The 17,622-nt window shown below is 63.7% G+C and carries 20 protein-coding genes and 1 tRNA gene; 15 read left to right on the forward strand and 6 right to left on the reverse strand.

Translation table 11 applies throughout. The annotated features are described in order from the left end of the window. The first annotated feature begins 17 nt into the window (after positions 1–17). Positions 18–317, forward strand: coding sequence for a phosphoribosyl-ATP diphosphatase (hisE, locus tag AC5FRW_RS09295; protein ID WP_493568163.1), 300 nt, complete (start codon positions 18–20; stop codon positions 315–317). A 14-nt stretch (positions 318–331) separates the two neighbouring features. Here hisE and AC5FRW_RS09300 read toward each other — a convergent pair whose 3' ends face one another. Then, the gene (locus tag AC5FRW_RS09300; RefSeq protein WP_493568164.1) at positions 332–649 is read right to left on the reverse strand and encodes an ASCH domain-containing protein; all 318 of its coding nucleotides are present in this window, start codon (positions 647–649) and stop codon (positions 332–334) included. A 107-nt stretch (positions 650–756) separates the two neighbouring features. Between AC5FRW_RS09300 and AC5FRW_RS09305 the strand changes: the two genes are divergently transcribed. The 5 genes from AC5FRW_RS09305 to AC5FRW_RS09325 all read left to right on the forward strand — a co-directional run bounded on the left by AC5FRW_RS09305 (position 757) and on the right by AC5FRW_RS09325 (position 3,210). Further along, complete coding sequence (locus AC5FRW_RS09305) at positions 757–1,155, forward strand: hypothetical protein (protein WP_493568165.1); 399 nt, start codon at positions 757–759, stop codon at positions 1,153–1,155. Continuing rightward, positions 1,152–1,418 carry a HalOD1 output domain-containing protein gene (locus AC5FRW_RS09310; RefSeq protein WP_493568166.1) on the forward strand — a complete coding sequence of 89 codons (267 nt, stop codon included), beginning with the start codon at positions 1,152–1,154 and terminating at the stop codon, positions 1,416–1,418. The genes AC5FRW_RS09305 and AC5FRW_RS09310 overlap by 4 nt, the downstream gene beginning before the upstream one ends. A gap of 50 nt (positions 1,419–1,468) precedes the next feature. Further along, entirely contained in the window at positions 1,469–2,458 is a 990-nt protein-coding gene (locus AC5FRW_RS09315) for an NOG1 family protein (protein WP_493568167.1), read from the forward strand. 40 nt (positions 2,459–2,498) lie between these two features. Further along, positions 2,499–2,571 (forward strand) — tRNA-Lys (locus AC5FRW_RS09320). Between the two features lie 423 nt (positions 2,572–2,994). Beyond that, positions 2,995–3,210, forward strand: a complete 216-nt coding sequence (locus AC5FRW_RS09325) for a DUF8123 family protein (RefSeq protein ID WP_493568168.1) — start codon at positions 2,995–2,997, stop codon at positions 3,208–3,210. Positions 3,211–3,344: 134 nt separating this feature from the next. Here AC5FRW_RS09325 and AC5FRW_RS09330 read toward each other — a convergent pair whose 3' ends face one another. Beyond that, complete coding sequence (locus AC5FRW_RS09330) at positions 3,345–4,199, reverse strand: DUF8231 family protein (RefSeq protein ID WP_493568169.1); 855 nt, start codon at positions 4,197–4,199, stop codon at positions 3,345–3,347. A 198-nt stretch (positions 4,200–4,397) separates the two neighbouring features. Between AC5FRW_RS09330 and AC5FRW_RS09335 the strand changes: the two genes are divergently transcribed. The 3 genes from AC5FRW_RS09335 (at position 4,398) to AC5FRW_RS09345 (ending at position 5,697) form a co-directional block, all read left to right on the forward strand. After that, the gene (locus AC5FRW_RS09335; RefSeq protein ID WP_493568170.1) at positions 4,398–4,721 is read left to right on the forward strand and encodes a DUF7471 family protein; all 324 of its coding nucleotides are present in this window, start codon (positions 4,398–4,400) and stop codon (positions 4,719–4,721) included. 5 nt (positions 4,722–4,726) lie between these two features. Further along, on the forward strand, positions 4,727–5,242 hold the full coding sequence (locus tag AC5FRW_RS09340; protein ID WP_493568171.1) for a winged helix-turn-helix transcriptional regulator: 516 nt from the start codon (positions 4,727–4,729) through the stop codon (positions 5,240–5,242). Between the two features lie 131 nt (positions 5,243–5,373). Then, positions 5,374–5,697, forward strand: coding sequence for a DMT family transporter (locus AC5FRW_RS09345; protein ID WP_493568172.1), 324 nt, complete (start codon positions 5,374–5,376; stop codon positions 5,695–5,697). Between the two features lie 24 nt (positions 5,698–5,721). On the opposite strand, the gene AC5FRW_RS09350 is transcribed toward AC5FRW_RS09345, so the two are convergent. The 4 genes from AC5FRW_RS09350 to AC5FRW_RS09365 form a co-directional block, all read right to left on the reverse strand. After that, positions 5,722–6,564, reverse strand: coding sequence for an ABC transporter permease subunit (locus AC5FRW_RS09350; protein WP_493568173.1), 843 nt, complete (start codon positions 6,562–6,564; stop codon positions 5,722–5,724). Further along, positions 6,561–7,541 carry an ABC transporter ATP-binding protein gene (locus tag AC5FRW_RS09355; RefSeq protein ID WP_493568174.1) on the reverse strand — a complete coding sequence of 327 codons (981 nt, stop codon included), beginning with the start codon at positions 7,539–7,541 and terminating at the stop codon, positions 6,561–6,563. Before AC5FRW_RS09355 ends, AC5FRW_RS09350 begins: the two co-directional genes overlap by 4 nt. Before the next feature lie 78 nt (positions 7,542–7,619). Then, a complete protein-coding gene (locus AC5FRW_RS09360; RefSeq protein WP_493568175.1) occupies positions 7,620–8,678 on the reverse strand; it encodes a DUF7350 domain-containing protein in 1,059 nt (352 codons plus the stop codon). 56 nt (positions 8,679–8,734) lie between these two features. Further along, the gene (locus AC5FRW_RS09365) at positions 8,735–10,003 is read right to left on the reverse strand and encodes a DUF7405 family protein (RefSeq protein ID WP_493568176.1); all 1,269 of its coding nucleotides are present in this window, start codon (positions 10,001–10,003) and stop codon (positions 8,735–8,737) included. 727 nt (positions 10,004–10,730) lie between these two features. Here AC5FRW_RS09365 and AC5FRW_RS09370 point away from each other — a divergent pair. From AC5FRW_RS09370 to AC5FRW_RS09395, 6 genes are read left to right on the forward strand one after another with little or no spacing between them, the layout of a single operon-like run. Continuing rightward, positions 10,731–12,608 carry an ABC transporter substrate-binding protein gene (locus tag AC5FRW_RS09370; RefSeq protein ID WP_493568177.1) on the forward strand — a complete coding sequence of 626 codons (1,878 nt, stop codon included), beginning with the start codon at positions 10,731–10,733 and terminating at the stop codon, positions 12,606–12,608. A 31-nt stretch (positions 12,609–12,639) separates the two neighbouring features. After that, entirely contained in the window at positions 12,640–13,596 is a 957-nt protein-coding gene (locus AC5FRW_RS09375) for an ABC transporter permease (RefSeq protein WP_493568178.1), read from the forward strand. 2 nt (positions 13,597–13,598) lie between these two features. Continuing rightward, positions 13,599–14,642: an ABC transporter permease gene (locus AC5FRW_RS09380; protein ID WP_493568179.1), complete on the forward strand. Its 1,044-nt coding sequence runs from the start codon at positions 13,599–13,601 to the stop codon at positions 14,640–14,642. Then, entirely contained in the window at positions 14,642–15,709 is a 1,068-nt protein-coding gene (locus tag AC5FRW_RS09385) for an ABC transporter ATP-binding protein (RefSeq protein WP_493568180.1), read from the forward strand. The genes AC5FRW_RS09380 and AC5FRW_RS09385 overlap by 1 nt, the downstream gene beginning before the upstream one ends. After that, the gene (locus AC5FRW_RS09390; protein ID WP_493568181.1) at positions 15,666–17,042 is read left to right on the forward strand and encodes an ABC transporter ATP-binding protein; all 1,377 of its coding nucleotides are present in this window, start codon (positions 15,666–15,668) and stop codon (positions 17,040–17,042) included. The genes AC5FRW_RS09385 and AC5FRW_RS09390 overlap by 44 nt, the downstream gene beginning before the upstream one ends. Before the next feature lie 47 nt (positions 17,043–17,089). Continuing rightward, a complete protein-coding gene (locus AC5FRW_RS09395; protein ID WP_493568182.1) occupies positions 17,090–17,620 on the forward strand; it encodes a DUF7974 family protein in 531 nt (176 codons plus the stop codon). Positions 17,621–17,622: the final 2 nt, after the last annotated feature.

Raw genomic sequence — 17,622 nt, forward strand, 5'->3', positions numbered from 1 at the left:
GTCACGCCCACACGGGTATGACCGATGCCGACGCCGACGAGATTCTCGACGACCTCTTCGACGTGATCGAACAGCGCAAAGCCGACCTCCCCGAGGACTCCTACACTGCTTCGCTCTTTACCCACGAGAAAGGCGAGAATGCCGTGCTCGAAAAGCTGGGTGAGGAGACGACGGAGCTGATTCTGGCAGCGAAAGACGACGACCACGAGGAGATCGCCCACGAGAGCGCCGACATCGTCTATCACCTGCTCGTGTTGCTGGCGATGAAGGATATGGATGCCGAGGATCTGCGGGACGAACTGGCTGCACGCCGCTAGCGAGGGCGGCGGGCCTACTCCTCGGTGGCTTCGAAGCGGTGGCGCACGACCTCGCTGGTGGGGTCCCACTCGAAGTGGTCGTGAACGCGTTCGAGTCGTTTCTTGTAGGCCGCCAGATCCTCGGAACCTTCCCGCTGTGCGTCCTCGTCGGTCAGGTCACCGAGTGTCCGGTGAGTCACGTCAGTCACCGTGAACTGCTGGCCGTCGATTTCGAAGGTATCGCCTTCGCTGGCGTACTCGTGGCCGCGGTGCATCTGTGTGATCTCACCATCGGCCGCCATCTGTCGAATGTGCTCGTTCGGGAGGACCTCACTCGCGTCGATCTGTCCCATGGGCGGTGGTGGGCGCGCCGGCGCAAAAGTGGCGTCGAAACAAACATTGGTCAAAATACACACCTACGGAAGACTTTTTGTGTGTCAGGTAACATTTACATCTGCCTATGACAGGGACTAGCACAGTCGACAAACGTACGATGATCGAGCGCTGGAACACGCTGTTTCAGGCACTCACTGCCGAACCACGTCGTCAGCTCGTCGTGTCGCTGATGGAGGCACCACCGGACCGTGAACTGTCGTTGCCTGAGGCTGCCAACCCTCCACATCTCCTCTACAATCCGGAGACACTGTACAGCGAACTGGTCCACGCACACCTGCCAGTCCTCGAAGAAGCTGGCTTGATCGAGTGGCGACACGAACCGCTGTGTGCGAAACGCGGTCCACGGTTCGAGGAGGTCGCGACGGTCCTCACGTCGATCCACGAGAACGTCACTGCCCTCCCGCCGTCACTGCGCGACGGCTGCCAGCACCTCGACGAACGGTCTCGGAGGCAAGAGCCATGACGGGCACCCGTTCGCTCACGCTCGCGATCGTCGACGCACTGGCGGCCGTCGAGCACAGCGCACCACAGGAACTCGACTACTCGCTGCACGACCACATCGACACCAACGCGCTGGGTGCGCTGGCATCGATGGAGGGGACGAACTGGAAACTGACGTTTCAGGTACCGGATCACCGAGTCACGGTCACCGGCGACGGTCGAATTCTGGTCGACGGCGCGCTCGTTCGGGACGCGGACCGTCCGGGGCACCAGACACTCCAGTGAGCGCCCCCGAACGAACGTGCTTTTACGCGCAGGCCATCTATACCGGTCCAATGAGCCATCCTTTCGAGGACCTTCCGACGACGCCGACGGCCGAGGAAGTCATCGACAAAGCCTTCTCTCGGGCGGCCCGCGCCGGCAAAGCCAAGACCGGCATCGAGGGCCAGCAGTCGATGCTTCAGACGGCGTCGAACATCGTCTCGGACAACCTCCAGAACGTCGTCACCGCGTGGCCGGACATCGACACCCTCGATCCCTTTTACATCGAACTGGCCGACGCGATCATCACGAGCAACGTCGAGGGCGAGGGCGGGATCGACGCCCTGCGCCAGCACCTCTCTGAAGTCCAGTGGGCCTCCCGCAAGGCCAAGGACATCCACCGTGAGTACCAGGGGCGGATGACCAACGACGCCGACACCGCCCGAAAACTGCGCAAGCAGGCCTTCGCCCGCATGGCCGACATCGTCGAGGAGGTCGAGGACGACCTGGCCGCCATCTCCGCCGCGCGTGACGAACTGAAGACGCTGCCCGACATCCGTCCCGACGAGCCGACTATCGTCGTCGCGGGCTACCCCAACGTCGGCAAGTCTTCGTTCGTCAATCTCGTCACGAACGCCCGCAACGAGACCGCGAGCTACCCCTTCACGACCACACAGATTCGTGTCGGCCACGTCGAACGCGACCGCATTCGCTACCAGCTCGTGGACACGCCGGGGCTGCTGGACCGACCCGAATCGGAGCGCAACGACATCGAATCGCAGGCCGTCAGCGCCGTCGAACACCTCGCCGACGCCGTGCTGGTCTTTCTCGACCCGAGCGGGAACTGTGGTTACCCGCTCGAAGTCCAGCTGGAACTCCGTGACGCCCTCGCCGAGCGCTTCGACGCACCGGTCCTGACGATCGCAAACAAGGCCGACGTATCCACCGACGTGGCGGCCGACCACTACATGAGCGTCACCGAGGAGGACAACGTCGATGGCGTCCTCGACGCCGCAATCGAGGCCGTTGGCTACGAGATCGAACTCCCCTTCGACGACGAGTAATCGAAAGCCCTTAGCCATACCTCCCCCCACTGTTGACCGTGGGCCGGTAGCTCAGTTGGCAGAGCGTCTGGCTTTTAACCAGACGGTCGGGGGTTCAAGTCCCTCCCGGCCCGTTTTCCTGCGAACGACAGTGAGCAGTGAAAACGCCATGTGGGCTTGAACCCTACCAGTCGCGCGCAGCGAACGGAGTGAGCGAGCACGTCTGGTTCCGGTTCAAGTCCCGGGAGAGCACGCTTTTCCGACCCTCACAAACGCGAGGCGTTTGCTCAGTCCCTCCCGGCCCGCTTCTGCGAGGAACGAAGGTGACGAGCGAAGCGGCCACAGCGGACTTGAACCCTACCAGTCGCGCGCAGCGAACGGAGTGAGCGAGCACGTCTGGTTCCGGTTCAAGTCCCGGGAGAGCACGCTTTCCCGACCCTCGCAAACGAGAGGCGTTTGCTCAGTCCCTCCCGGCCCGTTTTCCTGCGTTCTCACCGAACATGCCCCACCGACATAGAACCACGAAGCTTACCACGGACAGCAACGAGAGGGAGCATATGAACGCACTCACCGAACGGTTCGACGATCTGGCGGAGCCACTCGGCATCAGTGTTGGTGTGTTGCTGGTCCTGATCGGGTTGGGCACGATTTCGGGGACGCCATGGGCAACGAACAACGACATCATCGCGTCGGCGCTGCAGGTGGTCGGTGTCTTGCTGACGATCGCACTCGGCGTGGGACTGGCCTACGTTAGCTGGAGCGGGCGAGAGTAGAGTCGTCGCATCGGCTGCGTTCTCGGTGTTTCACTGCCCGTCAGTCGCCAGATAGCGGCCGCGCTCTCGTGGGCGATTTCGCTGCGAGAACGGAGTCCTCGGCGTATCGATTCCGAAAAACGTGGTGTGTCGGGTCAGCCCCGGACGGGCAGGTAGGCGGTCGAGAGGAGGATCACTGCGGCACTCCCGCTGATGATGACGATGGCCCACAGACCGTTGATCCGCTCGTGGAACGTGTCCCGCTCGTTGTTGGTCTGGACGTACTGGGCGTACTGGTCGGACGAGACGACGTCGACCGACTCGTGGTGGTGGAAGTGTGCGAAGTAGCGCTGCCCGTCGGCGAGCGTGACGTTCTGGCCTTCCTTGAGTTCGACGCTGTTGTCCTTGGGCGCGGTCCATTCGAGCTGGACTGCGCTGGTGGTGACGTTCGCGATGGTCGCGTCGTTACCCTCGTAGGGGAACGTCTCGCCTTCGGCGAAGGTGAGCGTCTCGGGTTCGGGGAGATACTCACTCAGCGGGCGGAGTGTGTCGTTGTCGCGGTAGACGACGTAGTCCGTGCCGTTCTGGGTCGCAAGCGAGTTCTCGACGGCCGAGTCGTTGCTGATGATAGCCGTGACGTTCTGCTGGGCCTGCAGGTCGAACTCGGAGACGCCGGACTCGTTTTCGATGACGACCAGATAGCTATCGTTCTGGTAGGTCGTCGTGGCGTTGTTCTCGATCGTTCCCGTGTTCAGGAACGACTCGTTGGTCCAAGATAGCTCTGCGACTGTCTCGCCGCCACCACCGTGGCCGCCACCGCCGCTGGTGGTGATCGCCGAGAGCTGGTACTGCGTCTCGCCGATGGTCGCGCCACTCCCGTTCTCGATGGTCGTGCCGTCGAGCTGGAACTGTGGTTGGTGTGTCTGCTCGGCGACGCCGATGTAGGCATACGCCCCCGCACCGACGACGAGGAAGAACACGAAGTAAATCGCCGCGGCTCGTCGTTGCATGTTTCGAGGCTCGGAAGCGCCGACCTATAATGATTTCTTTTCCTCTGCGTGCGTGTGTGCCGGAAGCAGCGTAGAAGAGCACTCTCTGGGCACGCTGACTGGCGATGGTCACGTGTGCAGCGCCGAACTGCCACAGTAGCCCTGCCTGTCGTCGCCTGATCGAAGCCCTCAGGTGTGACCGAACCGTAGCCGCTCTCAATGTGGTGGGTGCCACTGCACGCCGATCCCTACGGAACGAGCGCCGGTGTCCTGGCGCTGGTGACCGTCGGTATGCTGGGCTCGGCGATCCTGCTCGGACTGGGCGTCGCCGCGTTCGTCCGCCGGCAGTCACGCCCCTATCTGCTGGTCGCACTGGCGCTCGCGGCACTGTTCGCTCGCTCGGCGGTGGCCGCGCTCTCGCTCGCCGGGGCAATCGACCTGCAGGCCCACCATCTACTCGAACACGCCCTCGACGTGGTGCTTGCCGCCCTCGTCGTCGCGGCGGTATACTACGCCCGATCGGTCCGACCGACACCGGAGTGATCTCGATGACAGACACACGCACGAGACTCAGAGAACACGTCCACGACAACCCCGGCCGACACTTCAACGCGCTTACGCGGGCGCTCGACCTCGCGCCGGGACAGGTCCAGTACCATCTCCGAAAGCTCGAACGCCGGGACGCGGTGGTCGCCCAGCGACTGTACGGCAAGACACACTACTACCCGCCCGAGATCGACCCGTGGGAACGGCGAGCGCTGGCCTTGCTCCGGCGCGAAACCGCCCGCGATGTCGTCCTCTCGTTGCTCGAACGGGGACCGTCGCGGCCGTCGACGGTCGCCGAGAACGTTGGCATCGCACGCTCGACACTCTCCTATCACACTGGTAGGCTCGTCGAGCAGGGGCTGATCGAGAAACGCGACGACGACGGGACGATGCGTCTTGCAGTGGCGCGACCGACAGCGACGGCCCGACTGCTCGACGATATCGCGCCGTCGCTGCCCGAGCGCCTGCTCGACCGCTTTACGCGCTTGGTCGACGACCTGCTGGAACCGACCGAGTGATACGGAACGTTGTCGTCGCGTACCGGTGAGCGCCGCCACGGGAGAGACGCTCACCGGTACATCGCTACAACCGTCCGTATGAGGCTGTCGGCGACCGGAAGCCATTCCAGCACGCTCGCGTAGATCGAACCATGTCTTGGCCGCTTCTGTTCGTCGCAGGCCTGTTCGAGGTCGCGTGGGCCATCGGGCTTCGCTACTCCGATGGCCTCTCGAAACCCGTCCCGACGCTCCTGACGGGTATCGCGCTCGTCGTGAGTATGGTGCTTCTCGCCAGAGCAGTCGAACAGTTGCCGATCGGGACCGCGTACGCCGTCTGGACCGGCATCGGTGCCGTCGGAACGGCGACGCTTGGGATCGTACTGTTCGACGAACCGGCGACGGCCGCCCGACTCGGATTCGTCGCCGTCATCGTCGTCGGTATCGTCGGCCTGCACTTCGTCTCGACGGGTCACTGAGAGATCCCGACGGCGGCGGTGGCGTCACCCGAGTTCTGCGACCCGGAAGCGGACGTAGCCGACCGCGACCGTCGCCACCGCCCACAGCCCCATCACGAGCGAGGCAAACCACAGTTGGTCGTAGTACTCGTCGCCCTCGAAGCTCTGGGCGAGCATCTCGTGGTTGTCGATGACGCCGGCGTAGACGAACTCGGTGGAGCTAAGGTAAGCCGTCGTCGGCGAGAGCATCTGAATCAGCTCGACCGTCTCTTCGGCCAGCGTGACCCCGACGGTCGACGTGACGGTGTCGATGACTGTCCCGAGGCTCACGACCGGGAGGACGCCCAGCCAGAACGGTCCAAGCAGGAAGTAGGCGGTGATGACGCCGAACATCGCGCGCGAGCGCCTGCTCGTCATCGCCGAGATGGCGACGAAGATGCCGGTCATCGAGAGGGCAAAGAGCGCCGAGACGGTCGCGAACTTCACGAAGCGGACGGGGTCGGGGGCGTTGGGATAGGCGAACTGTGCGACGACGAAGCCGACGACGAGAGCGACGAGGACCCCAACGACAGCGACGACGCCGCGCGAGACGTATTTCGCCGTCAGGTACTCCGCTCGGGTGTTGGGCAGTCCCAGCGCGTGCTTGATCGCCCCGCTGTCGCGGTCGCCGGCGATGGCGAGGTAGGTCAGCGGCGTGATGATCAGCGGCAGCGCCAGGAAGAAGAAAAAGGACACGTCGAACAGCGCCCGATAGGGGTAGTCGTGAGCGCTGGCGTCGGAGCCGACGATGAGGCCGACCAGCAGCGTGAGTACGCCGACGACGCCGAGCACGACGAACGACCGGCGGGTGTTGCGCATGTCGTCGCGCAGCACGGTGCCGACGCTCATCGTGTCCCTCCGTCGGTGGCGGCCGTGCGATCTGTCGGCGACTCGGTGGCTCCCTCGGTGGGGGCGGCCGCGGTCGCGTTTCCGCGGGTGAACTGATCGAACAGGGATTCGAGGGAGGCGTCGTCGATGCTGATGTCGACGACGGTCCCGCGGTCGTCGAGTTCGCGCAGGACCGCCATTTTCGCCCGCCCGCTGGTACACTCGGCGGTGACGGTCCGGTCCACGACGCTGACCGACCGGACGGCGTCGATGTCGTCGAGACCGAGATCGTCGGGGACGGTGTCGAGGGTCGCCGTCACCGTCGCACCGGCTTGCAGTTCCGACCGGAGATTGTCGATGGTGTCGACGGCGACCAGTTCGCCCTGCGAGAGGATGCCGACACGATCACACACCTTCTCGACCTCGTCGAGGATGTGTGAGGAGAAAAAGACGGTCGCGCCGCGCTCGGTCTCGGTCTGGATGATCTCCCGCAGCAAGGCGACGCCATCCGGGTCCAGCCCTGCCGACGGTTCGTCGAAGATCAACAGGTCCGGCTGGCCGACCAGCGCGACTGCGAGCGACATGCGCTGTTGCATCCCCGTCGAGTAGCCCTTGGCCCTGCGCCGGGCGGCCTCGGGGTCGAGACCGACGCGTTCGAGCAGTTCGTCCGGGTCGTCGTCGGCTCCCTTGGCGTCGATGGCGGACTGGACGTGCTCGCGACCGGTGAGGTTCGGGTACGGTTCGTATCCTTCGGGTAGCAGGCCGGTGCGCTGGCGGACGGCGCGTGACTTCTCGGTCACGTCGTGGCCCAGCACTTCGATCTCGCCTTCGGTCGGGCTGAGGAAGCCAAGCAGCATGTTGATCGTCGTCGACTTGCCGGCACCGTTGGGGCCTAAGAATCCGAACACCTCGCCCTGCTCGACGGTCAGGTCGAGACCGTCGACGGCCTGTACGTCGCCGAACGATTTGTGGAGGGTAGTCGTCTGTATCGCTTCCATACTCGCCACGAGATGCCCAGACAGCATATAAACAGAACCACAGTTTCCGGGCCAGAAACTCCGGCCACACGCGGTGGCCTACTGAACCGTCATCGTCACGTCGGGCATCGAGAGGAAGGCGGTCTCGTACCCCTCGTGACGGGAAATCTGGGGGACCGAGTCGACGACGACCGTTAGCTCGTCGCCACGCTCGACGCTGCCGTCGACTGTGGCCCCGTAGTGGTAGCCTCGGTCGGGGTCGACGGCCGGCGCGAGCGGCCCGTCGAACACCGTCTCGCCTTCGCGCGTGATCGTCGCCGACAGCGCCATCTGCGGGAGGATGAAGTGACTGTACGGCGTCCGGGGCGACACCGCGAGATACTGGCCGCCGTCGTCTTCGGTCGCGGTCGCCACGAAGATTGCGTCGCCGCTCTCGCCCGTGCCCAGCACCCGTCCCGGCAGGTCCTCGGCTGTCGGTGCGACCGAGAGGGGCATCATCATGTCGCTCATCGGGCTTACCGCGCCGGTCTCGCCGGCGTTGTCCAGTCGGTCGAGCGTGATCCCGTCGCGTGTACTGGTGCTGTACTCCCACTCGAAGGTCGCGGTCGCCGACTCGCCAAAGCGGTCGGCGAAGTCGCCACGTCGATCGATCGAGAGGCCGCCGGTCTCGACGCTGACGGTGTACGTGCCGTCGCCGTTCAACGCGTAGTTGTCGCCGTAGTGAAAGCCCATGTTCTGCGAGAGCATCGTCCACGGTGTTCCCTGTGCGACGGTCGAGCCGTCCTGCTCGATGGTGATCTTCAGCCCGCTTCGGACGGGGAGGACGCGGCCGGTCTCTGGCTCCCAGACGCTTGCCATCAGGTGTACGTCACCGCTCGGCGAGACCCGTTCCGTGGTCGCGCCGACGTTCATCGTCCAGAAGCGGTGGGCGTAGGAGTACATCAGCCCGACCCTGCGGTCGCCCGCGTCTGCCATTCCGATCATCTCCATGCCCTCGATGTGGCTGGGGTAGTAGACGGCGTTTGGCCGTTCCTCGACGACCGGTGGGTTGCCGACCGACTGGCGTTCGAACAGGCCAGAACAGCCGGCGAGTGCCGTCGTCCCGAGACCGGCGATCCCGCCGAGCAGCGCTCTGCGCGTAGGTGGCGACTGGTCCATACACGCGCTTTGCGGTTCGATCCTCTATAGCGATGTGGTCGGATCGTCGAACGAAGTCATTCGGACGGGTTCGGTCGGGGCAGTGCCCGCAGCGACCGCGGCGGGACGAGGTAGTTCCCGCGCCGCGTCACCGTCATATACTGGAGAATCCCGTTGTTGAGCCGCGTCCCGACCGTCGACTCCTCGCTCACGTCGGTGCCGTTCATCGCCTGCCGGGTGTCGACGAAGTCGCTGATCGATCCCTGTAGCGAGAGGAAGTGCAGGCCGGCCTCGCCGCCGTCGGTCGAGTCGAAGTCCCGACGGAGGAGCAGTGGGTCGTCGTTCTCATCGCGTGCGCGCGCTGACTTCTGGGCGTGGCCGACCATGCCGTTCGTGCGGGCATCTTCTTCGACGTGGGCCGGACACTCGCCCAGTTGACTGCCGTCGCCGAGGTTCTCGCCGACGCCGTCGACGCGTTCTTCGGTGGCGTGGGCCGGGCAGAACATCTTGGCGACGCGCTGCGAGCGGGTGTCCTGATCGTACCACTGATCGAGGTGAAGTTTGATCTTCGAGAGGTGCTGGGTCGTCCCGCCGGCGAACGCCCCATCGTCGATCGTGACGCTGTCTTCGGTGGCCTGATTCTTCTCGAAACCGGATTTGAAGCCCATGAACAGCGGCGCGTCCTCGTCGACCGGTTCGTCGTCGGGAATTCCCTCGACGTCCTGATTTTCGGCGGGCAGGCCTGTGCCGACGAAGCCCGTGCGCTTGTCGACCCGGTCGAACACGCCGTTGAAGCCGGTCACGTCCACGCCGTTGAGCGTCGACTGCTCGCCGGCCAGCGCCTGGGAAGCGCCAAGGACGACGCTGCCGTAGTCGCTCGCGAGGTGGACGAGCGCGTCGGGTTCGTCGAGTGCCGGGTCTTCGAACGGTGCGAGCGCTTCCGGTCGGGGCAGGTCGACGCCGTCGCGGGTCGCATCGAAGCGCGCGAAGTACGCCGGCGAGTAGCCCACGGTAAAGAGAAGGCCCTCGTTACGCCACGGATAGGCTCGTTCGAGCGATTCGAAGGCCGTCGCGACGGTCTCGCGCTCCTCGGTGTCCGGGGTACCCTCGCCTGCATAGTCCAGCAACAGCAGGACGTGGTGCTTCGCCATCCGAACGTTGCCGTGGTCGTCGCGTGGCAAGGCGTCGTCCCAGGCGTGCTGGCGGTCGGGGACCGCCGCCGGATCACCAGTCTGGAGGTCGGGCGACTCCCGGTCGAGACAGGCCGACAGCGCCGCCGTTCCGCCGATTGCGACGGCCGCCTTGACGAACTCGCGCCGTGAGACACCGCGGTCGGTCGGTCGCATCACCGTTCCTAGGGACGACACCAGAAATACCCTTGTGGTACATCCGTCGAACTGGGGCCAAGCCCAGTCCGAATCAGTGATCGGCCATTGCTCACATATGTAATATAGAATACTTGTCTAGTCCGTACGGGCTTCTATCGTCGTCGAACGAGCTTACTCAAACTGTTTCATCGAGACAATCATCGGTAGCTGAATTTTCCACTGGTAACTGAAGGGCTGAGTATACTAACGATCGTTATCTCACAGCCGGTACACGAATGGTCGAGTGGTCTCCGACTCACCCGCCACGGGTGAACGCGGTTCGGTCCCGAAAGACTGACTTTCTGGCTCGTTTTCGGTGATGAATCCACGATGATGTCCGTACGTCTCGTCGACGGACTGACCCGGGCTTCTCTCACAGTTCCGACAGTCGGACTCGCGGCTGATGACCGACTGTTTTCACACTTGCTCGGCATTCTTTTTTACAATGTTAGTTTAAAACACCGAAACTGCATTTGGTGTACAATGATTTAATTCGGACTGTTTCAGACATTAATTAGCAAAATCGACGGTGAGACGTGACCACACGCCACAATCCTTTTTTGCCACCAATGTGATGGTGGCGTAAGCTTCCACTGGTGATTCAGAAATGTCAAAATCAAATAATAACGGCCGATTCCCCGACTTTTCACGACGAAACCTCCTCCGTGGCGCCGCTGGTCTCACGGCCCTGTCACTTTCGGGCTGCATGGATCAACTCGGTTTCGGCGAGAGTAGCGAGAGTGGTGACGCCAACCTCGACCCGGTTCAGGAACGCGTAACTGTTTCGCCCGACGACATCCAAGAGGGTGGGACGTTCAATGCGGCGATCGGCGAAGGACCGGACACGTTCGACTACCCATACAGCAGTTCTGCCTCGGCGTCGATCCTTCACAACCTCATCTACGAGAGCCTGATCGCGACCGCCGCCTCCGGTGAGATCTATCCGTGGCTCGCCGAGTCCATCGAACAGGTCGACGTACAGGAGGCTTCGGCGTCGTCCTACACCGACTACATGACGACCGTAGCGTACACCGAGACCGAAAACGGGGCGAAAGTGCTCGACACGGACGCACAGGTCGTCGTCGAACACCCGGACAACGATCCCGAATCGAGCGACGAGGCGCAGGTGCTGACGGTCAACGAGGCCGCCGACGCCGTGGCAGATGGCACCTACGGGATGCACTATCGGTTCGAACTCCACGAAGGTGTCACCTTCCACAACGGCTCGGAGTTGACTGCCGCCAACGTCGTCGAGTCCTACGAGCGGATCCGAAACTCGTCGCTGTCCGGGCAGGTGTTCGACTCGATGCTCGACATCCAGGCCGACGGCGACTACACGGTCGATCTCTACGTGCAGGAACCCGACGCGGCGGCGATCCGCGAACTCGGTGACCATCCGATCTATCCGTCCGAGACGGCGACGCTCCCCCCCGAGGAGATGGACCCGCGACAGGGCAACACACCCCTTGGGACCGGTCCCTTCCAGCTAAAGGAGTTCGAAGATCAGGAGTACGTCGTCTTCTCGAAGTTCGACGACTACTGGTTCGACACGGAACTGAAAGACTGGTTCGACGGTCCGTCGAACTTCCCCAACGGGCCGGCCGTCGACGAGGTCGACATCTCGTTCGTCTCCGAGGACGCCTCGCGCTCGGCCGCCCTGCAGGAAGGCGAAATCGATATGACTTACGGGCTGTCGGCCAGCACGCTGAACGACTACCAGTCCTCCGAGGACTATCGGACGGCCGCGACCAACGGGGCCGGCTACACGTTCCTGCAGTTCCCCGTGACGGTCGAGCCGTTCACGGACTCGCGCGTGCGACGGGCGATCAATCATCTCATCCCGCGTGAAAGCATCGCCGAGAACATCTTCCAGGGCTGGGAGAATCCCGCCTGGACGCCACTGCCGCCAGTGGCTTCGGCAGCCGGGACGACAGACTACGAGCAACTCACCGAGGACGGCAAGGAGTACAACAGCTACGACCGCGAGCGTGCGACTGAACTGATCGAGGAGGCTATCGACGACAACGGCTGGGAGACGCCGATCCAGGTCCCCCTCGAGACCAACTCCGATAACGACGACCGCGTGCGAACGGTCGAACTCATTCAGGAGTCGATCAATCAATCCGAGTACTTCGAAGCCACGCTCGAAACCTACGAGTTCCTCGACTTCGTCTCGCAACTGCTGAGCGACGAATACTACGACAACGGGAAACTGGCGTTCATCGGACTGTCCGGCGGCTTCAACCCACACGGCTACGCGAAGTCGGTCCACCATCCCGACAACTTCGCCCAGTGTTGTAACTTCCAGAACATCGACGACGACGACCTCAACGAACTGTTGCGCAAGGCCCGCTACGGGGTCGATGTCGCACAGGACGAGCAACTGCGACAGGAACGCTACGAGGAGGTCTGGACCCGAGTGCTGGAACTCAACGCCAACTCCTATGGCACCCACAGCACGCTGGTCGGCGTCGTCGATGACACTGTCGTCAACGGCTTCAACACGTATCCGAGCACGCAGGACATCATCGGATACGCGCTGTTCTCGCCACAGGACGAACAGATCACGTACCTGACGAGCTAACGGTACACAACCACCTTATCACTACTAACGCATGGGTCTTCGACGCTTTATCTTCAAACGGGTGTTGTTGACGGTCCCGATACTGTTCGGTGTCTCGGTCGTCACATTTGGGTTGGTCCATCTCGCACCGGGTGATCCGATCGACGTGCTGGTGAGCTTCAATCCAGATGTGGGTCCTGCACAGAAAGCACGGCTCCGGGCACGGTACGGCTACGATCTTCCACTCTGGCAACAGTACATCCGCTGGATCACGAACGTGTTGCAGGGTGATCTCGGACCGGTGATCACGCGGGCCGGCGTCGACGTCAACGACGTGCTCGCGAGCCGACTCGCACCGACGGTCGCGCTGGGACTGTTCGGGTGGGCGTTCGCGATCATCATCGCGATTCCGACCGGGATCTACGCCGCCGTCAGGAAAGACGAACTGGGCGACCACGTCAGCCGTTTCGTCGCGCTGTCGGGCATCTCGATCCCGAACTTCTGGCTCGGCCTCATGCTGATCCTGTTCGGGGCGTTGATCTTCAACCTCTGGCCGGTGTTGCCCCCGCGGGAGTCACTGCTCGATCCCAAGATGCTGTGGTTCCTCATCTTACCCGGTATCACCATCGGGACTGCCTCTGCCTCGACAATGATGCGGATCATGCGATCCTCGATGGCAGAGGAGATCAATAAGGAGTACGTCACCGCGGCGCGCGCGAAAGGACTGCCCGAGCAAACGGTGATCCTCAAACACGTCCTGCGTAACTCCCTGATCTCGGTGACGACTGTCGCCGCGTTCCTGACGGCGAACATCGTCGCCGGGTCGGTCGTCGTCGAGGTCGTGTTTAGCTGGCCGGGACTGGGCCGGGAGTTCGTCCGGGCGATCACCTCCCGAGAGATCAACCTCATCCTGGCGATCACGCTGTTTACCGGGGTAGCACTGGTGCTGGCGAATCTGCTGGCCGACATCGTCTACGCAGTACTCGATCCACGAATCAGATACGACTAACAATGTCTACACAACGAGGGCGGATACAGATCAGCGGTTTCGACACGGAGCGGGTAACGGAACGTGAGCCACTGTCGGAGTGGACCGAAGACACGGGTGGGACGACAGAGGGGCGCTGGGCACGGGCCTGGCGACAGTTCAGACACAACCGAACGGCGATGATCGGGCTGTACGTCGTCGCGGCCATGGCGGTCGTGACGATCTTCGCCAGACCGGTCGAAATCGCCGGGATCACGGTCCAACCCATCTCGCTCGCGCCCTACGACCCACAGAACATTCTCTACCTTCAGAACCCGTCGATCGACCCGTACGACCCCCCGTCGCTCGCGCCGTTTCATCCGATGGGCACTGACGCTTCCGGCCGTGATATGTTCTCCCGGGTGCTCGTCGGTGGTCGCGCCAGCATCTCGATCGGGTTCGTGGTCGTGTTCATCACGGCCGGGTTCGGCCTGATCTACGGCGCAGTCTCGGGGTACTACGGTGGCTGGGTCGACGAGATCATGATGCGCATCGTCGACACCGTCTTCGCGTTCCCCGCGCTTGTGCTTGCGCTGGTGATCGTCGCCATCCTCGGTGGCGGATACTGGCAGCTCGTGGCCGCGTTCGTCTTCCCCGGCTGGGCGGGTTACGCCCGCCTCATCCGCGGTGAGATCCTCTCGGTCAAACAAAATCAGTACGTCACGGCCGCACAGGCACTGGGCGCGCGCGACCGTTCGGTCATCTTCAGACACGTCGTGCCCAACGCCATTGCACCGCTGATCGTGCAGGCGTCGCTGTCGATCGGGACCGTCGTGATCGGTGTCGCGGCGCTTGGCTTCCTCGGTCTCGGCTTCCCGCCGGGCACCCCCGAGTGGGGGACGATGCTCGACGCGACCCGCGAGACGATCATTCAGGGGCCGGGCGGCTCGATCCCGTGGTGGGCAACTGTCTTCCCCGGCGGTGCCATCTTCATCTTCGTGATGGCGATGAACATGATCGGCGACGGCGTCAACGACGCACTGGACGCCCAGAGCAACGTCGATGTCGGTCAGGGAGGGGGGAACTGATGGCGCTGCTCGAAGTCAACGATCTGACGGTCAACTTCTACACCGAGGAGGGTGTCGTCACGGCCTGTGACGATCTCTCCTATACGATCGAACGCGGCGAGAAGTTCGGGGTCGTCGGCGAGAGCGGGGCCGGCAAGAGCGTCACCGCGATGTCGCTGATGCGTCTCATCGAGGAACCCGGCCAGATCGAGAGCGGTGAGATCCTGTTCAAAGGCGAGAACATCCTCGAGATGAGTGAGGAGGAGGTTCGGTCGATTCGGGGCAACGAGATCGCGATGATCTTCCAGGACGCCCAGACCGCCCTGAACCCGGTGTACACCGTCGGCGAACAGATCTCCGAGGCGATCAGACACCACATGGGCTACGACGACGCCGAGGCCCGCGAGCGGACGATCCGTCTGCTCGACGAGGTCGGCATCCCGGAGGCGGAGACGCGCTACTCCGATTATCCCCACGAGTTCTCCGGCGGGATGCAACAGCGGGCCGTCATCGCGATGGCGCTGTCCTGTGACCCGGACCTGCTGATCGCCGACGAACCGACGACCGCACTGGACGTGACCATCGAGGCGAAGATCCTGGACCAGATCGAGGATCTGGCCGAGGAGTTCGATACAGCCATCCAGTTGATCACACACGATCTGGGTGTGGTCGCACAGGTGTGTGACCGCGTGATGGTGATGTACGCCGGCCAGCCAGTCGAGAAGGCACCGGTCGAGGAACTGTACTACAACCCCAAACACCCCTACACCGTGGGGCTGATGAGTTCGATCCCGCGGATCGGCGACACGCGCGAGCGTCTGCAGACGATTCCGGGGACGATGCCGGACCTCGTGGACGTACCCACCGGCTGTAGCTTCCATACACGCTGTCCGTACGCCGAGGAGGCCTGTACACGGAAGGAGCCGGTGCTGGTCGATCCCGAGACGGGCCACGAGGCCGGCGATTCGGTCGACGACCACGCCGCCGCCTGTCTGGAGTACACGGGCGACCTGACCGGCGGTCTCGACTACACCGTCGAAGTCGATGGTGAGGACCCACAGGCACGGGTCGGTGATCAGCGTGAGTAAGTCCCGCCCCATCTTGCGGACGGAGAACCTCACGAAGTACTACGAGACCGACGAGGGCTTTGTCGACCGGCTACTGGGCGAGTCCCAACTGGTCAGGGCCGTCGACGGCGTCGACCTCGAACTGCAGGCCGGTGAGACGCTGGGCGTCGTCGGCGAGTCCGGCTGTGGCAAGACGACGCTCGGGCGCTCGATCCTGCAACTGATCGAGCCGACCGACGGTGCGGTGTACTACGACGACGGCGAGGAAGAGGTCGATCTCACCGACGCCTCCAGTTCCGAACTCCGGGCGCTGCGCAAGGACTTGCAGTACATCTTTCAGGACCCCTTCTCCAGCCTGAATCCGCGACTCACGGTCGGGGACATCATCGGCGAACCGCTGGACATCCACGACATCGCCAGCGGTGAGGCTCGCATGGAACGCATCTACGACCTGCTCGAAACCGTCGGGCTGAATCCCAGCCACGCCAACCGCTACCCCCACGAGTTCTCCGGGGGCCAGCGCCAGCGGATCGGCATCGCCCGGGCGCTGGCGGTCGACCCGGAGGTCATCATCTGTGACGAACCCGTGAGCGCGCTGGACGTGAGCGTCCAGGCCCAGATCCTCAATCTGCTTGAGGACCTCCAGGAGGAGTTTGGCCTGTCCTACATCTTCATCGCCCACGACCTGAGCGTCGTCGAGCACATCTCGGATCGTATCGCGGTGATGTATCTCGGCGAAGTCGCCGAGATCGGTGCGACCGAAGACGTGTTCGAGCCACCCCATCACCCCTACACGGAGGCGCTGCTGTCGGCCATCCCCGAACCGGACCCGCTGTGGGAGGCCGACCAGACGCTGCTGTCGGGCAACGTCCCCTCGCCGATCAATCCCCCGGACGGCTGTCGGTTCCACACGCGCTGTCCGCGAGTGATCCAGCCCGACGACTACGACCTGCCCCAGCGACAGTGGCGCTCGGTGATGGACCTGAAACTCAGGCTCGCCGACAGCGACGAACTGGCGTCGCTGACGGCCATCCCGGCCGGCGAGGACCGCAATCCACACCGGGCCTCCCGGGACGAACTGGACGCGCTGGTCCGCGAGGAGTTCGGACTGCCAGCGACGCTCGCTGACCCGTCGGCGGAGTCGTCCCTCTCGGCGGTGATCGACGACCTCGCCGACGAGGACATCGCCGGCGCTCGCGAACGGGCAGCGACGGCCTTCGAATCGCCCTGTGAGGGACGCGATCCGCCTCTGACGGCGACTGGTAGCACTCACGAGATCGCGTGCTTGCTGTACGAGGACGACTACCCGGACCCGCCGGCGGTCTTGCGAGACGGCAACGTCGCCGACGACTGACCGTTCCATACGAACGTTTTTGCTCGTCCCCTCCCTCCGTACGGCCGATGCGACGACGCCTCGGACTGGGATCGCAACGCGACGTGGACCCGTTTACGCCCGACGAGGACGACGACCAGCACCGCCCACAGTCGGCGCGCTCGGTCAACAGCAGTCTGTTGAGCCGATGGCTCGTCCCCCAGCGGGTGCGCCGCTTTGCCATCTCGGTGTCGATCGCGACCCCGAACGAGACGTACCCGATCGGGACTGCCGTCCCGTTCGAGGTGCGGATGAAGAACGAACTGCCGATCCCGGTGACGCTGTCGACGCGGTCGCCGGTGCTGTGGTCGTGGACCGTCGATGGCCTGCCCGAGGCCTCCCACGTCGACCAGTACGACCCGCCCGACGAGGCGGGACAGTTCCACTTCGATCGGGGTGAGCGAAAGCGCTTCTCCGGGCAGTGGCCCCAGACGTTCCGGGTCTCGAAACGCGAGTGGGAACCCGCGACGCCGGGCGAGTACGCCCTCGGTGCGGCGATCAACGTCGACGGCGACGCCGACCTCGCCGACGAGGTCACGATCCGCCTCGTGCCAGAGTGAGA

This window comes from Halomicrobium sp. HArcht3-1 (assembly GCF_058933345.1).